This is a genomic window from Actinomadura sp. RB99 (assembly GCF_014706005.1).
Lineage (GTDB): Bacteria > Actinomycetota > Actinomycetes > Streptosporangiales > Streptosporangiaceae > Spirillospora.
The window spans coordinates 80686-100678 of record NZ_JABMCA010000031.1 but is presented as its reverse complement, the minus strand read 5'-3'; the positions used below and the strand labels follow the sequence as shown (position 1 = coordinate 100678).

Sequence of the window (19993 nt, the reverse complement as noted above, 5' to 3'; positions counted from 1 at the left end):
GGCGGTGGGGCCCGCGGAGGTGGACGGGCCCCACCGGCGCGCACCGCTACGGGGGATCGGAGCGCGCGTCTCAACCGGCAGCCCCGCCGACAACACGAACCTGCCGAACCAATGCCCTCCCGGCACCCCAGCGGTTAGGAGGCCGGGGTGGCGTGGGCCGGGGTGCAGTGTCGGTTAGGAGGCGGGGGTGGCGGAGTTCTGGCCTCCGTTCGGGGGGTTGCCGGGCCGGCCGCCCCAGCCGCCTCGGCCGCCCTGCGGGGCCAGAGAGGCGCAGGCCTGCATGGCCTTCTGCTGCGCCGCCGAGCGCGTCGGGCGGTCAGTGGGGCGACCCGACGGACGGCCCGAAGGTGCACCGCTGGGGCGTCCCGACGGCGGCGCGCCGCCGGGTCCACCGGACGGAGCACCGCTCGGACGGCCCGAAGGTGCCCCGCTCGGGCGGTTGCCGCGGTCCGGCATCGTGACGCCCTGCTTCTCCAAGCAGGCACGGAACGCCGACATCTGGTCCGTGCCGGCGGCCTTGCTGGAACTCGCGTTCGCCTTGCCGTCGTCGCCGCCTCCGCAGGCCGCGGTGAGCAGCAGCGTCCCGGTGACGGCGAGACCGCCGAGCAACCGGCCCACGCTGGCCTTGTTCATCTCATCGTCTCCTCATCGGTGGTCAGCGGCCGGCGCCCTGGTTGACGGTGGTCGCGGTCACCGAGCCGTCCTTGCCGGTGGTGCCGCGCACGATGACCGTGGCGCCGGAGCCGAGGTCGCGGAGCTTGCCGTCCTTGGTGACGCTGATCCTGGTGCTGCCGCTCGTCTTGACCTTCACGGTCTTGCCGTCCGAAGTGCGCAGGTAGAGGGTGTCGCCGACGACCTTGGTGACGGTGCCGAATGTCATGCCGCCGCCCGCTCCGGCTCCCGCGCCGCCGCCCGCCTGGCCCGGGAAGCCGCCGCCGGGGCCGCCGGTCCCGCCGCGGCCGCCCTGCTCCGTGCCCGTCCCGCCGCCGCCCGCCTGTCCAGGGAAGCCGCCGCCGTAACCGCCGAAGCCGCGCCCGCCCGTCCGGCCGTAACCACCCGCCGCGGCGGGGCCTCCGCCCGGCGAGCCGGAATCATCGGACGTCCATTTCTGCGCTTGGACACCGCCGAGGAAACCGGCCACGAGGAGGAGCCCGGCGCCCAAGTAGAGGGTCGGACCCGGCAGGGAGCGCTTCGCCGGCTTCGCCGCCAGTTCCGCGTCGAGGTCACCGTCGAACGGAGAACTCGCGAGGAGCTCGGAGTCGCCCATCGGCCTTTCGAGCACCGGCTCCGGCCCTCGACCCGGCCCTCGTCCCGGCTCCCGGTCGAGCAGCGGCGCCGCGCCTTGCCCTGGGGGCAGGGCTGCCCCCTGGCCTGATGCCGGTCCTTGGGCTGGGGGCTCTCCCTGGCCTGGTGTCATGCTCTGGCCCGGCGTCGCGCTCTGGCCCGATGTCGCGCTCTGGCCCGGCGTCGCGCCTTGGCCGGGTGCGGGTGGTTGCCAGGAAGCCGCGCCTTGGCTCGGCCTCGTGGGCTGGCCTGGGGTTGCGGCTTGGCCTGGGGCTTCGGTGTAGTCCGGTGTCGGGGCTTGGGTCGGCTCTGCGGGCTGGCCTGGGGTTGCGGCTTGGCCCGGGGTGGGGTGCCAGGGGGCTGGGGCTTGGCGGGTGTGCTGGGCGGGGCCCGTGCTCGCCCATGGGCGGACGTGTTCCGGGCCGGATGCGCCGGGGGTGTCCGCGGCGTCGCGGTCTTGTCCGTCGTGCCCTGAAACGCTCATCCGCGCCTCCTCTCCGTCGAAGTCCGAGGGCATCGGCTGCTCTGCCCGCCCGGCGTCCGGGGCGTGGGCGGGCGGCGTGTCCTTGGGCGGGGTAGGGCCGCTCGGGTTCGTGCGTCCCGCCGCCGAGCGGTCGCCCGGCTCGGCTCGCGTATCGCGGCGGGCGGGCGGCGGCGTGGCGCGGTCGGGGCGGGTGGGTCTGCGGCGTCTGCGGGTCATGGGCGGTTCCTTGGTCGGTCACTCATGGCGGAGCGCCTCGATCGGGCGGAGCTTCGCGGCGCGGTTGGCCGGGTAGCTGCCGAAGAACAGGCCGATGGCGACCGAGACGGCCAGGGCGAGCACGATCGACGACGGCACCAGGACGGGTTTGACGCCGACGATCGTGAAGAGGCTGCCGACGACGCCCGCGACGACGCCGAGGACGCCGCCGATGAGGGACAGGACGGTGGCCTCGGCGATGAACTGGCCGAGGATGGCGCCGCGGGGCGCGCCGATGGCCTTGCGGATGCCGATCTCGCGGGTCCGTTCGGTGACGGTGACCAGCATGATGTTGGTGATGCCGATGCCGCCGACGAGGAGGCTGATCGCGGCGACGGCGCCGAGCAGGACGGTGAAGGTCTTGTTCGACTCGGAGACCGCGGACTGCACGCTGGCCTGGCTGGAGACGGTGAAGTCGGCGGTGCCGGACGAGGCGATGTCGTGCCGCTGCCCGAGGATCTGGGTGACCTCGGCCTGCGCGGAGTCGACGGCGTCGCTGTCCTTGGCCTGGACGATGATCTGGCTGAGGGCGCCGTAGCCGGTGAGGGTCTCCTGGACGGCGGGCAGCGGCGCGATCGCGATGCTGTCGGGGTCGGAGAAGCTGGAGGAGGACGAGCCGGTCGCCTTGAGGACGCCGACGACGGTGAAGCGGATGCCGCCGACGTCGATCTTCTTGCCGAGGGGGCTGACGCGTCCGAACAGGTCGGAGGCGGTGGTGCTGCCGAGGACGACGGTCTTGTTCGCGGCGGTGACGTCGGCGGTGGTGAACGCGGCGCCGGACGCGACGGTCTTGTTCGCGGCGGCGAAGTAGGTGGGGGTGGTGCCGACGAACTGGTTGATGGTGGCGCTGGTGCCCTCGTAGCCGGCGGTGACGGACTGGCTGGTCACGACCGGGGAGGCGCTCTTGACGGACGGGGCGTCGGCCGCGTTGACGAGGGCGGCGGCGTCCTGGGTGGTGAGGTCGTGGGCCTGGGTGCGGGGGCCGGAGCCCTCCCCGGAGCCGGAGCCGGCGCCGGCGCCGCCGAACCCGCCGAAGCCGCCCGGGCCGCCGCCCGGGCCGCCGCGCCCGCCGCCGCCACCGGTCGTCGACTTGGTGACGGTGAGGGAGTCGGCGCCGAGCCGCTGGATGCTCTTCTTGATCTGCTCGGACGAGCCGTTGCCGACGGCGACGAGGAGGATGACGGCGCCGACGCCGATGAGGATGCCGAGGGTGGTCAGGGAGCTGCGCAGCTTGTTGGCGGACAGTCCGCGCAGCGCGAACCGCAGGATCTCGAAGGGGCTCACCGGGCGCCCTCCGGGTTCCAGGACGCGTCCCCCACGGTCCAGGACGCGGCGGGCGTGGTCCAGGACGCGGCGGGCGGCGGGCCGGCGACGGGGGTGCGGCGGACGTCGTCGACCACGCGGCCGTCGACGAGCCGGACGACGCGTTTGGCGTGCGCGGCGACGTCGTCCTCGTGGGTGATGACGACGATGGTGCGGCGGGCGAGGCTGAGCCGGTCGAAGACGGCGAGGACGTCGGCGGTGGAGCCGCTGTCGAGGGCGCCGGTGGGCTCGTCGGCGAGCAGGAGGGTGGGCGAGGTGACGAGGGCGCGGGCGACGGCGACGCGCTGCTGCTGCCCGCCGGAGAGTTCGTTGGGCTCGTGCCGGGTGCGGTCGGCGAGGCCGACCTCGCGGAGGGCGGCGAGGGCGCGGCGGCGGCGTTCGGGGCCTTTGACGCCGCCGTAGGCGAGCGGGAGTTCCACGTTGGCCTGGGCGGTCATCCGGGGGATGAGGTTGAAGGACTGGAAGATGAAGCCGATGCGGCGGTTGCGGAGGATGGCGAGGCGGCGCTCGTCGAGGGAGCCGACGTCGATGCCGTCGAGGAGGTAGCGCCCGGCGGTCGGGACGTCCAGGCAGCCGATGATGTTCATCAGGGTGGACTTGCCGGACCCGGACGCGCCCATGATCGCGACGTAGTCGCCGGGTTCGACGGTGAGGGTGACGCCGCGCAGCGCGTGCACGGCGGTGTCGCCCTCCCCGTAGACCTTGCCGACGTCGCGGATGCTGAGGACGGGCTCGGGGCCGTCCTGGCGGGCGGCGGGGATCACCTGCGGCCCCCGCCGCCGCCCGGCGCGCCGCCGCCGAAGCCGCCGGCGGGTCCGGCGCCGCCGCCGGGGAAGCCGCCGCGCTGGGTGGTGCCGCTCGTCCCGGTGCCGGTGGAGGTGACGACGACCTGGTCGCCCTCGTTGAGGCCGGAGGTGATCTCGGTGCCCTGGTCGCCCTTCACGCCGGTCTCGACGGTGACGGTGCTCTGCCTGCCGTTGCGGACGACGGTGACGGTGCTCTGCCCGCCGGCCGTCCTGACGGCGGCGGTCGGCACGTAGAGGACGTCCTCGGCGGACGCGGTGGTGATCTCGACGGTGGCGGTCTGGCCGAGCCGGACGCCGGACGGGACCTTGGTGAGCGAGATCGTCGCGGGGAACTTCACGACGTTGTCGGTGGTGGTCGGGGACAGCCCGATCGAGGTGATCTTGCCGGTGGCGGTCGTGCCGGTGAGGGCGTCGAAGGAGATGGACGCGGTCTGGCCGACCTTGAGCTTGGTGGTGTCGGCCTCGGTGAAGTCGCCTTCGATCTGGAGGTGCTTGGTGTCGACGAGCTCCATGAACCCGGACGAGGACGACGACCCCGACGACGACGAGGAGGACGACGAACCCGACCCGCCGCCGCCCGACGCCCCCGCGCCGGACGCCGCGGAACCGGACGAGCCGGACCCCGACGAGGACGACCCGGACCCGCCGGAGCTGCCGCCGACGGTTCCGTTGACGGCGGTGACGGTGCCGGCGAACGGCGCCTTGATGACGGTGCCCTGGTAGGCGCGCAGCGCGGAGTTGTAGGCGTTCCTCACCTGCAGGTAGCTGGCGTAGCCCTTGGCGGACGTGGTGTCGCCGTCCTCGGCGGCCTCCAGGTTGGCCTTGGCCTCGTCGATGTTCTCGAGCGCCTCGGTCTGGTCGAGCCGGGCGAGGACCGCCCCGGCGACGACCTTCTGGCCCGCCTTGACGTAGATCTTCGCGACCGTGCCGGACGTGCCGAAAGACAGGTCGCGGCTGCGTGCGCTCTCCACCGAGCCGGACGCCGACACCGACGCCGACACCGTGCCGCGCTCCACCCGCGTGACCCGGGTGGCCGCCGCGGCGCCGTCACCTCCGTCGCCGAGGGTGAGGTATGCGGTGCCGGCCCCGGCCACCAGCAGCACGCCGAGGGCGCCGTTGATGAGCGTGGTCCGGCGTTGGAACGGCCATTTCATGCGAGAAGGCTCTTGGCCGCGCATGGGGCTCTCGTGAGGTGAATATGAGAATTGGATGAGAGAGCCGGGACGGGTGTGACAGGACGGGCCCGTGCGGGCAGGTACAAGGGTCGCCGTCCCGCGTCGCGGCGCCGGGCGGACGGCGGCCGCATGCGGTCGAAATAGGGGCGTCGCGGGGGCGGTTGGCCCAGTCATGAGTGCAGCGAAGGAGCGGACCCGCGTCCGCATCGAGCAGAGCGGCAAGCGCGTCCGGGCGTACCTCGGCGGCAACCTGGTGGCCGACACCATCGCGCCGACCCTCGTCTGGGAGATCCCCTACTACCCGACCTACTACGTTCCGGTGGCGGACGTGCGGGCCGAGCTCGTCGAGGACGGCCCGGGCGAGCGCTCGCCGAGCCGCGGCGACGCGACGGCGTACACGGTGAAGGTGGACGGCGCCGAGGCCCCGGGCGCGGCGCTCCGCTACCTGGAGTCGCCGGTCGAGGAGCTGCGCGGGCTCGTCCGGCTGGACTGGGGCGCGATGGACTCCTGGTTCGAGGAGGACGAGGAGGTGTTCGTCCATCCCCGCAACCCGTACACGCGCGTGGACGTGCTGGCGAGTTCCCGGCGCGTGCGCGTGGAGGTGGACGGTGTGACGGTGGCGGAGTCGTCCAGCCCCAGGTTGCTGTTCGAGACGGGTCTTCCGGTGCGGTACTACCTGCCGAAGACGCACGTCCGGATGGATCTGCTAGAGCACACGGACACCGCCACCCACTGCCCTTACAAGGGGACGGCGGAGTACTGGTCGGTGCGGGCGAACGGGAAGGTCCACGAGGATCTCGCCTGGTCGTACCCGACGCCGCTGGAGGAGTCCCGGAAGGTGGCGGGGCTGGTCTGCTTCTACAGCGAGAAGGTCGACATCTACGTGGACGGGGTGCTGCAGGAGCGGCCGAAGTCGCGTTTCTGAGCGGAGCCGGTCCAGGGCGATCTCGTCACCAGGCTGAGAAGGGTTAGCCACCAGGCCACATTCGAGCGCGGAAGTTATCACCGGGCATTACACCATCGGATGGAACATCATGCGATGGTGTGATGCCTGTCGCTTTCTCCGAGCAGGACTTGCGACCTTCCTACGGCTACGTAACCGTAGGTTACTAAAGCGTAAGTTAAGCGCGCCGACGGGGAGGCACCCTTGACCCCTGCACTCTCAGCACGGCCGGAACGGTCCGGAGCGGGCGGCCGGCTCGCCGCCGCCGCGCGCCTGCTGACGACGCCGCTCCTGCCGGAGGACTACCTCGGCCTGCTCAACCCGCTGTGGTCCACCGCCGAACCGCGCGGACGCGTCGAGGCGGTGCGGCACGAGGCGCCCGGCGCCGCCACCCTGGTGATCAGGCCCGGGACGGCCTGGCGCGGGCACCGCCCCGGCCAGTGGGTGAAGCTCGGCGTGGACATCGGCGGCATCCGGCACTGGCGGACGTTCTCGCTGTCGTCCCCGCCCCGGCCGGACGGCCGCATCACGATCACGGTCAAGGCGGGCGAGGACGGCTTCGTGTCCGCGCACCTCGTGCACCGGATCCGGCCGGGCGCGATCGTCCGGCTCGGCGAGGCGGACGGCGACTTCACGCTGCCGTCGCCGGTGCCGTCCCGGCTGCTGTTCGTCACGGCGGGCAGCGGGATCACGCCGGTCATGGCGATGCTCCGGCACCTCGCCGCCGCCGAGGACGCGCCCGACATCGTGCTCGTCCACTCCGACCGGCACGCCGGCGACGTCATCTTCGGCGAAGAGCTGCGGACGATGCCGGGGATACGCCTGCACGAGCGGCAAACGTCCACCGCCGGCCGGCTCGCCCCGTCCGGCATCGCCGGCCTCTGCCCGGACTGGGCGGAACGGGACACCTGGGCCTGCGGCCCGTCCGGGATGCTCGACGGCCTCGCCGAGCACTGGCGCGCGGCCGGGATCGAGGACCGGCTGCGCGTCGAGCGGTTCCGGCCCGCGCTGGCCGCCGGCACGGGCGGCGAGGGCGGCCGCGTCCGCTTCACCGAGAGCGGCGTCGAGACCGACGCCGGCGGGAGCACCCCGCTGCTGGACGCCGGCGAGCGCGCCGGCGCGCTGCTGCCGAGCGGCTGCCGGATGGGCATCTGCTACAGCTGCGTCGGCCGCCTCCGCGCCGGGCGGGTCCGCGACCTGCGCACCGGCGAGGTGCACGGCGAGGAGGGCGAGATCGTCCAGACCTGCGTCTCGGCCGCCGCCGGCCCCGTCGACATCGAACTCTGAAAGGGACCGACGATGCCCGCAACGACCGACCACCTCACCCCCGCCGATTACGCCGCGATCGCCCGCGAGCTCGACGCCCTCCGCGACGAGGTCACCGCCGATCTCGGCGAGCGCGACGCGGACTACATCCGCAAGGTGATCCGCTGGCAGCGCGGGCTGGAGATCGGCGGCCGCGCGCTGCTGATGGCGTCCGCGCTGCCGCCCGCCTGGCTCGCCGGGACCGCGACCCTCGCCGTCGCGAAGATCCTGGAGAACATGGAGATCGGGCACAACGTCATGCACGGCCAGTGGGACTGGATGCGCGACCCGAAGATCCACTCGACGACCTGGGAGTGGGACAACGTCTCCCCCGCCGAGCAGTGGAAGCACTCGCACAACTTCGTCCACCACACCTTCACCAACGTCCTCGGCAAGGACAACGACGTCGGCTACGGCATCCTGCGCGTCGCGCCCGAGCAGCCGTGGCACTGGGGCAACGTGCCGCAGCCGGTCTACAACCTGCTGCTGGCGATGTTCTTCGAGTACGGCGTCGCGCTGCACGACCTGGAGCTCGACAGGATCCGCGAGGGCACCCACGACGAGGAGGTGACGAAGGAGAAGCTGCGCGCGATCGGGCGCAAGATCCGCCGCCAGTGGGGCAAGGACTACCTGGCGTTCCCGCTGCTCAGCGGCCCGCAGTTCCTGTCCACGCTGTCGGCGAACCTCACCGCGAACATCGTCCGCAACGTCTGGGCCCACATGATCATCTTCTGCGGGCACTTCCCCGGCGACGTCGACGTGTTCGAGGAGGACTACCCGCTCGACGCCGAGACCAGGGGCGAGTGGTACGTGCGGCAGCTGCTCGGCTCCGCGAACATCACCGGCGGCCCCCTCTTCCACCTGATGACCGGCAACCTCAGCCACCAGGTCGAGCACCACCTGTTCCCGGACATCCCGAGCAACCGGTACGCGGAGATCGCCCCGCGCGTCCGCGACCTGTGCGCCCGCTACGGCCTGCCGTACCACACCGGCTCGCTGGCGAAGCAGGTCACGAGCACCTGGAAGAAGATCTTCCGCTACGCCCTCCCCGGCGGGGCCGCGAAGCCGAAGCCCGCTCCGAAGCCCCCCGCGCGCGAACCCGTCGCCGCCTGACGCCCGCCCCGGTCGCCCTAGCCGAGGGCCTGGGCGACCGGCAGGAAGAGCCGGGCCGGGTCGTTCTCGATCGGTTCGCCGTACTCCATGACCGTGGTCGTGAAGAACGGCCTCAGCCCCCGCCTCTCCGCCCACGCGACCAGCTCCGGGTGCCGGTGGTCGATGTCGAGGCGCACCGGCCCCGGCGGGACGATCTCGTCCACGAGCGCCAGGGCGGTCCCCTCGTCGCGGGCGACGACGGGGCCGACGAGGGCCCGCCCGTCGTTCCACCACACGCCGCCGAAACCCGCGATGCCGGACCCGTCGCGGACGACGTTGAAGGTCGCGCAGAACGACGGCAGCCCGTCCACGACCTGCGTCCGGTCGGCGCCGAACACCTCGGCGTCGAGCGCGCGGACGGCGGGCATGTCCGCGGGCGTCGCCGGCACGGACACGCCCTGCCGCGACGGCCCGTCGGCCTCGCCCGTGTACGTGGTGCAGGTCCCGACCGAGCGGAAGCCCAGACGCTCATACAGCGGACGGCCCATCTCGGTGGCGGTCAGGCAGAGGCTCGCCGTCCCCGCCTCGTCCATCGCATGGCGCATGATCCGGGCGCCGAGGCCGCGCCGCTCGTAGCGCTTGGCGACCAGCACCATGCTGATGGCCGCGACGTCCTTGCCGTACGGCGTCGACACCACCGTGGCGGCGAGACTGCCGTCCCCGTCGTCGATGCCGTAGATGTCGCCGACGGAGAAGAGGAAGCGCCACTTGCGGTCCTCCCTCCCCCACTCGCGGTCCTCGGCGAGCCGCTGGCACGCGGGAAGGTCGTCGATCGAGAGCCGCCGCACCGGTGAATCCATGGGACGCGACGCTAGGACGCCCCCGAACCCGCCGACAACCGAATTACCCGGCCGCTCACGTCCCGCATTACCCCTCACGTCATCGACCCGATGACCGTCCGCGGGAGATCGTCATGGTGCACGCACCGAGACGGACGAACCGGGGAGATCCCTTGTCAACCACCGCGACACCGCGAGCGGGCAGGCGGCCGCAGGGCGGCGCGCCCGCGCACGCCGCGCCGACCGGCGGCCTGCTGGTCCTGCTGATCGGCATCTTCATCACGACCCTCGACTTCTTCATCGTCAACGTCGCGATCCCCGACATCCAGGCCGACCTGCACGCGGGTACCGCCGCCACGCAGTGGGTCGTCGCCGGGTTCGGGCTCGCGCTCGGCGGCGGGCTGATCACCGGCGGGCGGCTCGGCGACATGGTCGGACGCCGCCGGATGTACGCCGCCGGGCTCACCGCGTTCACCGTCGCATCCCTCGCCTGCGGCCTCGCCCCGACGCCGGGCGCGCTGGTCGCGTCCCGGGTGGCGCAGGGCGTCGCCGCGGCGATGCTGATGCCACAGGTCCTCGGCATCATCAACGGCGCGTTCGAGGGCGCGGCCCGGGTCCGCGCGTTCACCGCCTACGGCCTCACGATGGGCTTCGGGGGCGTGTTCGGGCAGCTCATCGGCGGCGCGCTGATCCAGGCGGACGTCCTCGGCAGCGGCTGGCGGAGCATCTTCCTGATCAACGTCCCGATCGGCGCCGCCACCGTCGCGCTCGTCCGCCGGACCGTCCCGGCCACCCCCGCCGCCCGCGGCACCCGCCTCGACCTCGCCGGGACCGCGCTGGTCACGCTCGGCCTCGTCGCGCTCGTCCTGCCGCTGATCGAGGGGCGCCGGCTCGGCTGGCCCGAATGGACCTGGTTCTCGTTCGCCGGCTCGGCCGTCCTGCTCGCCGCGTTCGCGCTGTGGCAGCGGCGCAGCGGCGCCCCGCTGATCGCCCCGGCGCTGTTCCGGGAGCGCGCCTTCACCGCCGGCGTCGGCATCGCCCTCGCCTACCAGCTCGCGATGGCGTCGTTCTTCCTCTACCTGGCCCTCTACCTGCAGCAGGGACGCGGCCTCAGCGCCCTGCAGTCGGGCCTGCTGTTCACCGCCCTCGGCGCCGGCTACTTCGCCGCCTCGACCCGCGCCGCAGCGGTCGCGGCCCGGATCGGCCGGCAGGTCCTCGCGCTCGGCGCCGCCGTCCAGGCGGTCGGCTGCCTGCTGCTGATCGACGGCGTCGCGCAGGACGGCGGCGTCGCCTGGCTGATCCCCGGCCTCGCCCTCGCCGGTGCGGGCATGGGCCTCGTCCTCGCCCCGATGTCGGCGATCGTCCTGGCCGGTGTCGGCGAGCGGCACGCGGCGTCGGCCGCGGGCGTCCTGTCGACCTTCCAGCAGGTCGGCGGCGCGATCGGGGTCGCGGTCGTCGGGATCGTGTTCTACGGCGTCCTCGGCGCCCACCCGCTCCCGGCGGACGTCGCCGGCGCCTTCAAGGCGGGCCTGCTGCCGATCATCGGCTTCTGCGCCGCGACCGCGGCCCTCGCCCAGCTCCTCCCCAAGCCTCCCCGCCCATGACCCGTCCCTCCACCCGCCCCGGCGCCCGCCCGCCGGGGCGCCCGCATGCCGCCAGCCGGACCGCAGCGGCCCAACGCGGAGGGGTCAGTCGGCGGGGTCGTCGGCCGAGGTGGGGTTGTAGTGGGCGTCGTGTTGCTGGCGGGGGGAGCAGACGGAGGCGGACGGGCAGGAGCAGCGGCGGGAGCCGACCTTCACCGTGATGCGGTCGCCCGGGACGTTGTAGCCGATGACCTGGCCGTCGCCCTCGGGGGTCGAGACCTTCGCGCCGAGGCGCGGCGCCTTCTCCTTGAACTCGGTGTAGAGCGGGTGCTCGTACTTGAGGCAGCACATGAGGCGGCCGCAGGCGCCGGCGATGCGGAGGGGGTTGACGGGGAGGTCCTGCTCCTTCGCCATGCGGACGGAGACGGGCTCGAAGTCCTTGAGGAAGGTGGCGCAGCACAGGTCGCGGCCGCAGGGGCCGATGCCGCCCTGGAGGCGCGCCTCGTCGCGGGGGCCGACCTGGCGGAGCTCGACGCGGGCCTTGATGTTGCGGGCGAGGTCGCGGACCAGGGCGCGGAAGTCGACCCGGTGCGGGGCCGTGAAGTAGATCTTGAAGACGTTGTCGGCGTCGAGGTAGTCGACGCCGATGACCTTCATCGGCAGCTCGTGCCGGCGGATGAGGCGCTTGGCGATCGAGCGGCCCTCGGCGCGGCGGCGGCGGTTCGTCTCGTCGCGGGCGAGGTGCTCGTCGGTGGCGGGCCCCGCGCATTCGGGCAGGCCGCCGATGTCGTCGGACACCCACTGCGGCGCCCACACGCATTCGGCGACCTCCGGGCCCCCGTCGGTCGGGACGAGGACCTTGTCGCCGACCTTCGGGGTGTGCGGGCCCGGATCGAGATAGTAGAGCCGGCCGTAACGGGTGAAGCTGACGGCCATCACCATGCCCACGGTTCCGCTCCGTTCGCCCGGTTTCGTGCGTCCACTGTACGGCGGACCCGGGCGGAGATCACCAGGCCGCGTCGGCGAGATCCGTTCCGGGGAGCGTTCCAGCGCCCTCGGCGTAGAGGCGGCCGTCGCCGCCGGTGATCAGGAGCTTGCCCTCGCCGCCGGTGTCGAGGCCGGTGATGAGGCCGTTCAGCCGCTGCTTCCAGACGACCCTGGCCGGCGCGCCGGTGGCCGTCGAGTACGCCTGGACGGACGCGACGGAGCGCTGGACGACGCCCGCGGCGGCGGTCTTCCCGTCGCGGCTGAGGACCGCGCTGGTCGTGCCCTTGGGCAGGACGGTGACGGGCTTGCTGGCCTTGAGGTCGCCCCCGGCGCCGCCGGTGTCCAGCGTGCGGAGTTCGTGGCGGACCTCGGTGTACTTGCCGCCCGCGCGCCGGACGGGGTTCCACACGAACGCGAGCGTGTCGCCGGCCCAGGAGAGGCTGCTGACGCGCGCGGAGTAGCCGGTCGTCCACGTCTTGCGGGCGCCGGTGCGGGCGGACACGACGTCGATGCGGGCGCGGGCGCCCTTGTAGGTGACGTAGGCGATGCGGTCCCCGTCGGCGGACACGGCCAGGTCCGACCAGGGCGCGGAGGCGCCGGGGATCGTCGCGGCGGGGATCTCGGTGAGGGACTCGGGACGCCCGTCGGCGGCGAGCTTGAGCCGCTGGAACGTGACCTTCCCGGCGCCGGAGGACGCGACGACGTAGGAGTCGCCGTCGCCCGCGACATGGTGGAACCGGCGCCCGTCGGGGGCGGCGACGGGCAGGCCGAGGGCGGCGCCGGTGCGGGCGTCGCGGACGGTCAGCGCGGTGCCCGCCCGGGTGACGCCGACGACGGCCCGCGGGCCCGCCGGCGTGGTGTCGGCGGCGGCGGCCTCCGCGTCGTGCTTCTTGTTCGCCTCGCGCTGGTGCCGGTGGACCAGGTCGACGCTGCCGCCGGCGAAGAGCGCCGCGGCCGCGGCGACGCTGACCGGCAGGGCGGTCCGCCACACCTCCCGGAACCGGATACCGCTACCGCCCTTGTCGTTCCCGCCGTCCATGGGGTCGGTCCGCACCGCCTCTCCACTGCTCGGCATCTGATATATCGCGCGGCATCGTCCCGGATGGGCGGAGTTACCACTTCGAGTCCGAGCCCGGTGCCGCGAGGCGCAACGACCCTAGTGGATCGCCGCGCCCGACCGTAATGTCAGCCCAGGGCCGAACGGGCCGCCTCCACGAGCGAGGCGCGGTACGAGCCGCCGAACAGCGCCACATGGACGAGCAGCGGATGCAGCTGGTGCAGCGGGACGCGGTCCCGCCAGCCGGGCGCGAGCGGCGCCTCCCGGTCGTAGGCGGCGAGGATCCGGTCCAGGTGCGGCGTCCCGAACAGCGCCATCATCGCCAGGTCCGTCTCGCGGTGGCCGCCGTGGGCCGCCGGGTCGATCAGCATCGCCCGGCCGTCCGTCCACTGGACGTTCCCGGACCACAGGTCGCCGTGGATACGGCTCGGCGGCTCCGGCGGCCCGGTGAGGTCCTCGACGGCGGCCATGACCCGTTCGACGAGCCGGACGTCGTCCGGGGACAGGTGGCGCTCGGCGCGGCGCAGGAACGGTTCGAGGCGGCGTTCGGCGTACCAGCGGGGCCAGCCGCGGTCGTCGAGGGTGTTGTCGAGGGGCAGGTCGGCGATGAACCCGTCCCAGGGCGCGCCGTAGGCGTCCGGACGGGCGCGGGTGTGCAGGGCGGCCAGCTCGCGTCCGAACCGTTCGGCGGCCTCCCGGGTGGGCGACGCGGACGGCAGCCATGGCAGGACGAGCATGTGGTCGTCCGCCGCGAGGACGTCCGGGACGGGCGCCTCCGGCCCCGCCTCGCCCAGCCAGCGCAGCCCTGCCGCCTCCGCCGCGAACACCCCCGCCTGGTCGGGCGCGGCCTTCACGAACACCTCGCGGCCGTCGTCCAGGGACGCGCGGTGCAGCGTCCACGCGTGGCTGGAGCCGAGCCCGCTGACCGCCCCGACCGGGCTGCCGAGCAGCCGCGCGACGCGTTCCCGCAGATCGGCCGGGCCGGGCATGTCAGGCGGCCTTCAGGCCGGCCCGGATCTCGTCCAGCAGGCCGGGGATCGCCGCCTCCACCTGCTCCAGCACCAGGTCGAAGTCGGCGCGGCCGCCGTAGTAGGGGTCGGGGACGTCCAGGTCGGCGCCCGCCTCGGGGTCGAACTCGCGCAGCAGCCGGATCCGCGCCCGCGCCGCGTCGTCCGGCGCCATCGACCGCAGCGCCCGCCGGTGCCCCTCGTCCAGCGCCAGGATCAGGTCGTAGCGGTCGAACCAGCCGTCCTCGAACTGGCGGGCGATGTGCGCCGACCGGTACCCGGCCCGGGCCAGCGCCGCGATCGTCCGCTCGTCGGCGCCGTCGCCCACATGCCAACTGCCGGTGCCGGAGCTGTCGACCTCGACGTCCAGGCCCTCGGCCTCGACATGGTGGCGCAGGATCGCCTCCGCCATCGGCGAGCGGCAGATGTTCCCCGTGCAGACGAAAGTGACTCGGTACGGCATGGCCCCATCATGCCCCAGGTCACCGCACCCGGCTCACGGAGGCGGCGGGCGCGGGAACGGACGAGCGCGGCCCCCGGCCGGGAGGGTCCCGGGGGCCGCGTGTCGGGAGAGGGCCTACCGCTGGACGGCGTGGAGCGCGTCCACGATGCCGTTGCCGAAGAACCCGTTCTGCTCCTTGGTCCCCTCACAGGTCTGCGTGGAGGTGTGCTTCACCCACTTGCCGCCGGTCTGCGTGTACCAGACGTATTCGACGGTGCCGGGGCTCGGGCACGCCTTGGGCGTGGCGCTGCCGCGCAGCTTCCACTCCACGAAGTCCGGGTCGAGGGTGAGGCCGCCCTGGCGGTCGCGGTGCCCGTACTTGCTGATGATGAGCGCGGCGACGCCCACCGCGTGCGGCGACGCCATCGACGTGCCCTGCAGCGACTGGTAGTAGGCGCACGTCTTGCCCTTGCAGCTGCGGATCACGTACGACACCTTCGGGGTGCCGTCCGCGTTCAGCTCGCCGCGCTCCTTGGCGAGGCGCTCGGGGTAGGCGGCCCAGATGCCGCCGCGGTCGTCCGGCCGCTGGGCGGCGTTGTCGACCTTGTCGCCGCCGGGTGCGGCCACCGCGACGTACCCGTTGCCGAAGCTGCTGTAGTACGACTTGCGGGTGCTCGGCCCGGTCGCCGAGATCGCGATGACGTGCTTCCCCTCGGACGGCATCGACTGGCAGCTCGCCGGGATCGTCCGCTCGTACGGCTTCTCGCCCGGGTAGGACGGGAAGTCCGGGCTCGTGTCGTCGATGTTGGTCTTGGTGTAGTCGACGAAGTCGTTGCCCGCCGCGGAGATCAGCGTGACGCCGTGCCGGTGCGCGAAGTCGAGCGCCCGCTGCGTCGCCTGGATGATGGTGCGCTGCTCGAGCTGGTCCTCGGGCTTGTCCGCCGGGTTGTCGGCGCAGTTCCACAGCCACGGGTCGATGTAATAGGACATGTTGACGACGTCGATGCCGTGCTTCGCCGCGTAGGTGAGCCCGTCGACGGTCGGCTGCAGGTAGAACTGCCCCGAGTCCTGCCCGACGCGCAGGTTCACCAGGGTCACGTTCGGCGCGACGCCCGCCGTTCCGAGGCCGTTCCGCGGGGAGGCGATCTCGGACGCGACGTGCGTTCCGTGGTCGTTGTCGTCCCAGTCGACGGGGTCGACGCAGGACGTGAACTCGCATGGGCCGTCGAGCTCGTTGCCGTCGGCGTCGGTCGGGATGTCGTGCGTGAAGTTCCGGCTGAGCCCGCGGTCGAAGTTCGGCTTGATGTCGGGGTGGTTCCCGTCCACGCCGGTGTCGAGGATGCCGACGAGGACCTTCTTCGAGCCGGGCTCGGCCTTGTACGACCCGTCCGCCGTCGCGTGGATCTGCTTCATGTCCCACTGCAGGTCGGCGAGGGGCTCGGTGTCCTTGGACGGCTTGCCCTTCACCGCCACCGGGCCCTGCGCGCCGACGGTCTTCTCGACCTTCGCGGCGGCCTTCTTCTCCTTCGGGGCCTCGCCGATGACCCGGTTGTGCGCGGCGCCGTCGAGGGCGCCCTGCCTCATCACCGCCTGGACGAACGCCGGATTCGCGGACCGGACGGTGGCGACGCCCACATCGGTGTTCTCCTGGACGATCGAACCGCCGGCCGCCTTCACCGCGTCGTGGGCCTTGCCGAGGGAGACGCCGTCCTTGTAGAGGACGACGTACTCCGACGCCTCGCCTTTCTCCCGCGGCTCGGCCGGTGCCGCGGACGCTGGAATCGCGAGCGCCGCCGTGGTGACGACGGCGCAGGCGGCGGAAATCAAGGCTCGCCGCAAAGCAGACCTCCTGGCCATGGGGGGAGCTCGCCCTTGTTCGGCGTGCTATGGCCAGCAGACGGTACGGGTGCGTCTGTTGAGAGACGCGCTCAAATTTGTAACAAAAGAGGAGGATTTATGTTAATCCAAGACGAGTCGTCGAATAACGGTGCTCATCCGGCGCTCGGCCGGAACTCGGCCGGAGTACGCGGAAACGCGGCGCGGGCGCTCAGCCGGTGCGGAGCGCGAGCGTGAGCGCCTCGAACGCCAGCTGCGGATTGACGTTGGCCGCGACCCGCTCGCGGCACTCCATGATCGCGTCCAGGCGGCGCAGGGTGTCCTCCGGGCGGCCCGCCGACGCCGCCGTCCGCAGCTCCGGGCCCAGCTCGATGTTGACCAGGTCGCTGCCCGCGCCGAGCTGGAGCGCCAGCACGTCCCGGTAGTAGGACGCGAGGTCCAGCAGCGTCCGGTCCAGCGCGTCGCGCATCACCCGCGTCGCCCGCGACTTCTGCCGCCCTTCGAGCTCCTTCAGGGCGCCCGCCGTCCCGCGCGGCATCCGCCCCTTCTCGCTCTCCCCCAGCGCCTTGCGCAGCGCGGACGTCTCCGTCTCGTTCAGCTCGACCGTCTGCGCGTCCCGCTCGGCCTCCGCCGCCTTCACCAGGACCTCCGCCGCCGCGACGGCCGGGCTCACCCCGGTCAGCCGGCGCGGGATCGCCACCACCCCGTCGCGGACCCGGCGCATCCGCGGGTCGCTCGCGAGCAGCCGCGCCCGGCTGATGTGCCCCTGCGCGGCCCGCGCGACGATCTCCGCGGTCTCCCGGTCGACGCCGTCGCGCTGGACGAGCATGTCCGCGACCGCCGCGATCGGCGGCGTCTGCAGCGTCACCTGCCGGCACCGCGACCTGATCGTCACGAGCAGGTCCTCCGCCGACGGGGTGCACAGCAGCCACACCGTCCGCGCCGGCGGCTCCTCGATCGCCTTCAGCAGCGCGTTCGCCGCGCCCTCGGTGGCCCGGTCCGCGTCCTCGAACAGCACGATCTGCCAGCCGCCGCCGCTCGGCGACGACGACGCCCGCAGCACCAGCGCGCGAGCGTCCTTGATCCCGAACGACAGCCCCTGCGGGCGGACGACCTCGACGTCCGCGTGCGTCCCCTGCAGGACCTGGTGGCAGGACGCGCAGTGCCCGCACCCGCGCGGCGTCTCGGTGCACTGCAGCGCCGCCGCGAACGCCCGCGCGGCGGTCACCCGTCCGGACCCGGGCGGCCCGGTGAACAGCCAGGCGTGCGCCATGCCGCCGCCGGTCCCCGCGGCCGCCGAGGACAGCTGCTCGACGACCGGCGCCTGCCCCACCAGGTCATCCCACACGCTCATGGAACAAGGCTAAGGGCTGCGCGCCCTCCGCCGGGACGCGTCGCCCATGCCCGGCGGCGCCGCCGGGCCTCCGGACGCGGCGCGGGCCGTGGACGCGCCGCTAGACGTCGGTGATGGCCGGGAAGGTGCTCGTCGCATCCTCGGTGCCGGCCGGGATCGGGTCCGGGAGGATCTCGCGGATGCGGTACTGGATCTCGCGGCTCAGCTCGGCCTGCGGGCGGCTCGCGTCCAGCACCAGGTACCGGTCAGGATCGGCCTCGGCGAGCGCGCGGAAGCCGGCCTGGACGCGCTCGTGGAACTCCTGCGGCTCGGACTCGATGCGGTCGGCGGGGGCCGACAGCCGGCGCAGCCCGTCCGCCGGCGGGACCTCCAGCAGGACGGTCAGGTCGGGCAGCAGGCCGCCGGTCGCCCACGCGTTGACGCGGGCGATGTCGTCGACCGGCTGCCGCCGCCCGTACCCCTGGTAGGCCAGCGACGAGTCCAGGTAACGGTCGCTCACCACGATCGCGCCGCGCTCCAGCGCCGGCCGGATCACGTTCGCGACGTGGTCGGCGCGGTCCGCCGCGTACAGCAGGGTCTCGGCGCGGTCGGATAGCCCGGTGGTGTCCCGGTCCAGCAGCATCGCGCGCAGCCGCATGCCGATCTTGGTGGCGCCCGGCTCGTGCGTGGTGATCACGTCGTAGCCGTGGTCGCGCAGCCAGATCGCGGCGAGCCGCGCCTGGGTGGTCTTGCCGGCGCCCTCGCCGCCCTCGAACGCGATGAACACGCCGTGCTCGCGGCGGACCGGCTCCGGCTCCGCGACCTGCGACGGCGGGACGTACACCTCGCCGCGCAGCGCGGCCCGCAGGTCCGCGACGAGCGGAATGCCGCGCCGGTCGTCCAGCCTCCGGTAGGCGACGGCCCCGGCGACCAGGGCGAGGACGGCGGCGATCAGCAGCGCGGCCATCGAGCCGTCGAGGTCGTAGCCGTCACCGACGTCGATCCGGTGCGAGCCGAGCGCGCCCGCGACCGCCGGGACGGCCGCGACCGAGACCAGCACGACGACGAGCGCGATCGACCGCAGGAACGCGCGCGGCCGGTCGGCCCCGGATTCGTCGCCGGGCCCGCGGACGGCCGCGGACGCGGTGGACCAGGCGGCCCCGGCGGCGACGCCGAGGAACGCCGTCACGAACGCCACGACGACGAGGTTCCGCACGAGCGCGGCCACGATCAGCAGCAGCGCGGCGGCGATCACCGCGAGGCCGAGGAGCCGGCGGCGGCTGAACGGGCCGAGGACGCGCGGGCCGAGGAACAGGCCGGACGCCAGCCCGGCGGCCAGCCCGGTGAGGACGGCGCCGTAGCCGGCGTCCCCGCCGCCCAGCTCGCCCGCGTGCACCCGCGCGACGGCGGCGACCGCGCTCGCGGCGAGCGCCGCGCCGCCGATCGCCAGGCCGAGGCCGCGGCCCGCGCGGTCGAGCCCGGTGCCCTGGAAGAGCAGCTTGAGCGGCGCCGGAACCGTGATCGGCTCCGTCGCCGGGACCTCCCTGACCAGCGCCGTCAGCGCGGCCGAGACGGCGAACACCACCGCGGTCGCGTACAGCGGGAGGTCGGCGCGGTGCGGCGCTCCGAGCGCCGCGTTCGCGATCACCGCGAGCAGCGCGAACGCCAGTGCGGCGAACGGCGCGGGCCCGAACGCGGCGCGGGCCGCCGAGCGGCGCGCCCCGGCGCGCAGGTCGTCCTCCGGGGCGCCGCGCGCCACCACGGCCCCGCCCGCGGAGGCGCTCACGGTCGCGTCCGAGACCAGCGCCGGGAGCCCCGCGGCCGCCGCCGGCGTCCACAGCAGCGACAGGCAGCCGACCAGGAACGCGGCGGCCAGCGTCCACGGCAGCGCGTCCACCAGCGGCACCGTCAGGACGACCACGAACCGCAGCCCGTCCGCGATCAGCAGCGCCAGCCGCCGGTCGATCCGGTCGGCGAGCGCGCCCGCGAGCGGCGCGAGCAGCACCGCCGGGAGCACGAGCAGGGCCAGCACGCCGCCGACCGCCCGCAGCCGGGCCCCGGTGTCGTCCTCCGGCAGCACCGCCATCGCCGACAGCGCCGGGACCGCGAGCCATTGGCCCAGGCCGGACACCGACAGCGCGAGCCGTAGCCGCCGGAACGTCCCCGCCGCGGCGGAGAGCGACGTGGCACCCGGCTGCGGCGCGGCGGGGTGCGGCCGGGTGGCGTCCGTTCTGGTCATGTC

The 19993-nt window shown here is 73.7% G+C and carries 17 protein-coding genes; 4 read left to right on the top strand and 13 right to left on the bottom strand.

The annotated features are described in order from the left end of the window. Positions 1–174: 174 nt before the first annotated feature. The 5 genes from amrb99_RS26030 to amrb99_RS26010 all read right to left on the bottom strand — a co-directional run bounded on the left by amrb99_RS26030 (position 175) and on the right by amrb99_RS26010 (position 5306). Positions 175–633: a hypothetical protein gene (locus tag amrb99_RS26030; RefSeq protein ID WP_190860656.1), complete on the bottom strand. Its 459-nt coding sequence runs from the start codon at positions 631–633 to the stop codon at positions 175–177. A 22-nt stretch (positions 634–655) separates the two neighbouring features. After that, positions 656–1267 carry a hypothetical protein gene (locus amrb99_RS26025; protein WP_190860653.1) on the bottom strand — a complete coding sequence of 204 codons (612 nt, stop codon included), beginning with the start codon at positions 1265–1267 and terminating at the stop codon, positions 656–658. A gap of 735 nt (positions 1268–2002) precedes the next feature. Beyond that, entirely contained in the window at positions 2003–3307 is a 1305-nt protein-coding gene (locus amrb99_RS26020; protein ID WP_190860651.1) for an ABC transporter permease, read from the bottom strand. Further along, the gene (locus tag amrb99_RS26015; protein ID WP_347256861.1) at positions 3304–4110 is read right to left on the bottom strand and encodes an ABC transporter ATP-binding protein; all 807 of its coding nucleotides are present in this window, start codon (positions 4108–4110) and stop codon (positions 3304–3306) included. Before amrb99_RS26015 ends, amrb99_RS26020 begins: the two co-directional genes overlap by 4 nt. Next, the gene (locus amrb99_RS26010; protein ID WP_190860649.1) at positions 4107–5306 is read right to left on the bottom strand and encodes a biotin/lipoyl-binding protein; all 1200 of its coding nucleotides are present in this window, start codon (positions 5304–5306) and stop codon (positions 4107–4109) included. Before amrb99_RS26010 ends, amrb99_RS26015 begins: the two co-directional genes overlap by 4 nt. A gap of 193 nt (positions 5307–5499) precedes the next feature. Between amrb99_RS26010 and amrb99_RS26005 the strand changes: the two genes are divergently transcribed. The 3 genes from amrb99_RS26005 (at position 5500) to amrb99_RS25995 (ending at position 8688) form a co-directional block, all read left to right on the top strand. Continuing rightward, entirely contained in the window at positions 5500–6252 is a 753-nt protein-coding gene (locus amrb99_RS26005) for a DUF427 domain-containing protein (protein WP_190860647.1), read from the top strand. A 222-nt stretch (positions 6253–6474) separates the two neighbouring features. Next, a complete protein-coding gene (locus tag amrb99_RS26000) occupies positions 6475–7557 on the top strand; it encodes a ferredoxin reductase (protein ID WP_190860645.1) in 1083 nt (360 codons plus the stop codon). A 12-nt stretch (positions 7558–7569) separates the two neighbouring features. Beyond that, positions 7570–8688 (top strand): acyl-CoA desaturase, encoded by a 1119-nt coding sequence (locus tag amrb99_RS25995; RefSeq protein ID WP_190860642.1) that lies wholly within the window; start codon positions 7570–7572, stop codon positions 8686–8688. A 17-nt stretch (positions 8689–8705) separates the two neighbouring features. Here amrb99_RS25995 and amrb99_RS25990 read toward each other — a convergent pair whose 3' ends face one another. Then, positions 8706–9527, bottom strand: coding sequence for a GNAT family N-acetyltransferase (locus tag amrb99_RS25990; RefSeq protein ID WP_190860640.1), 822 nt, complete (start codon positions 9525–9527; stop codon positions 8706–8708). A 152-nt stretch (positions 9528–9679) separates the two neighbouring features. Here amrb99_RS25990 and amrb99_RS25985 point away from each other — a divergent pair, with 152 nt between their 5' ends. Further along, entirely contained in the window at positions 9680–11110 is a 1431-nt protein-coding gene (locus tag amrb99_RS25985) for an MFS transporter (protein WP_206700103.1), read from the top strand. A gap of 84 nt (positions 11111–11194) precedes the next feature. On the opposite strand, the gene ricT is transcribed toward amrb99_RS25985, so the two are convergent. The 7 genes from ricT to tmk form a co-directional block, all read right to left on the bottom strand. Continuing rightward, the gene (ricT, locus tag amrb99_RS25980) at positions 11195–12031 is read right to left on the bottom strand and encodes a regulatory iron-sulfur-containing complex subunit RicT (protein ID WP_190860680.1); all 837 of its coding nucleotides are present in this window, start codon (positions 12029–12031) and stop codon (positions 11195–11197) included. Positions 12032–12095: 64 nt separating this feature from the next. Continuing rightward, on the bottom strand, positions 12096–13130 hold the full coding sequence (locus tag amrb99_RS25975; RefSeq protein WP_347256860.1) for a hypothetical protein: 1035 nt from the start codon (positions 13128–13130) through the stop codon (positions 12096–12098). A gap of 131 nt (positions 13131–13261) precedes the next feature. After that, positions 13262–14122 (bottom strand): fructosamine kinase family protein, encoded by an 861-nt coding sequence (locus amrb99_RS25970; protein ID WP_190860638.1) that lies wholly within the window; start codon positions 14120–14122, stop codon positions 13262–13264. A gap of 1 nt (position 14123) precedes the next feature. Then, positions 14124–14603 carry a low molecular weight protein-tyrosine-phosphatase gene (locus tag amrb99_RS25965; protein WP_190860636.1) on the bottom strand — a complete coding sequence of 160 codons (480 nt, stop codon included), beginning with the start codon at positions 14601–14603 and terminating at the stop codon, positions 14124–14126. 114 nt (positions 14604–14717) lie between these two features. Then, positions 14718–16421, bottom strand: a complete 1704-nt coding sequence (locus tag amrb99_RS25960; RefSeq protein ID WP_190860634.1) for a S8 family serine peptidase — start codon at positions 16419–16421, stop codon at positions 14718–14720. A gap of 208 nt (positions 16422–16629) precedes the next feature. Further along, positions 16630–17772, bottom strand: a complete 1143-nt coding sequence (locus amrb99_RS25955; RefSeq protein WP_190860632.1) for a DNA polymerase III subunit delta' — start codon at positions 17770–17772, stop codon at positions 16630–16632. A gap of 100 nt (positions 17773–17872) precedes the next feature. After that, positions 17873–19990 (bottom strand): dTMP kinase, encoded by a 2118-nt coding sequence (gene tmk, locus amrb99_RS25950; RefSeq protein WP_190860630.1) that lies wholly within the window; start codon positions 19988–19990, stop codon positions 17873–17875. Between the last annotated feature and the right edge of the window lie 3 nt (positions 19991–19993).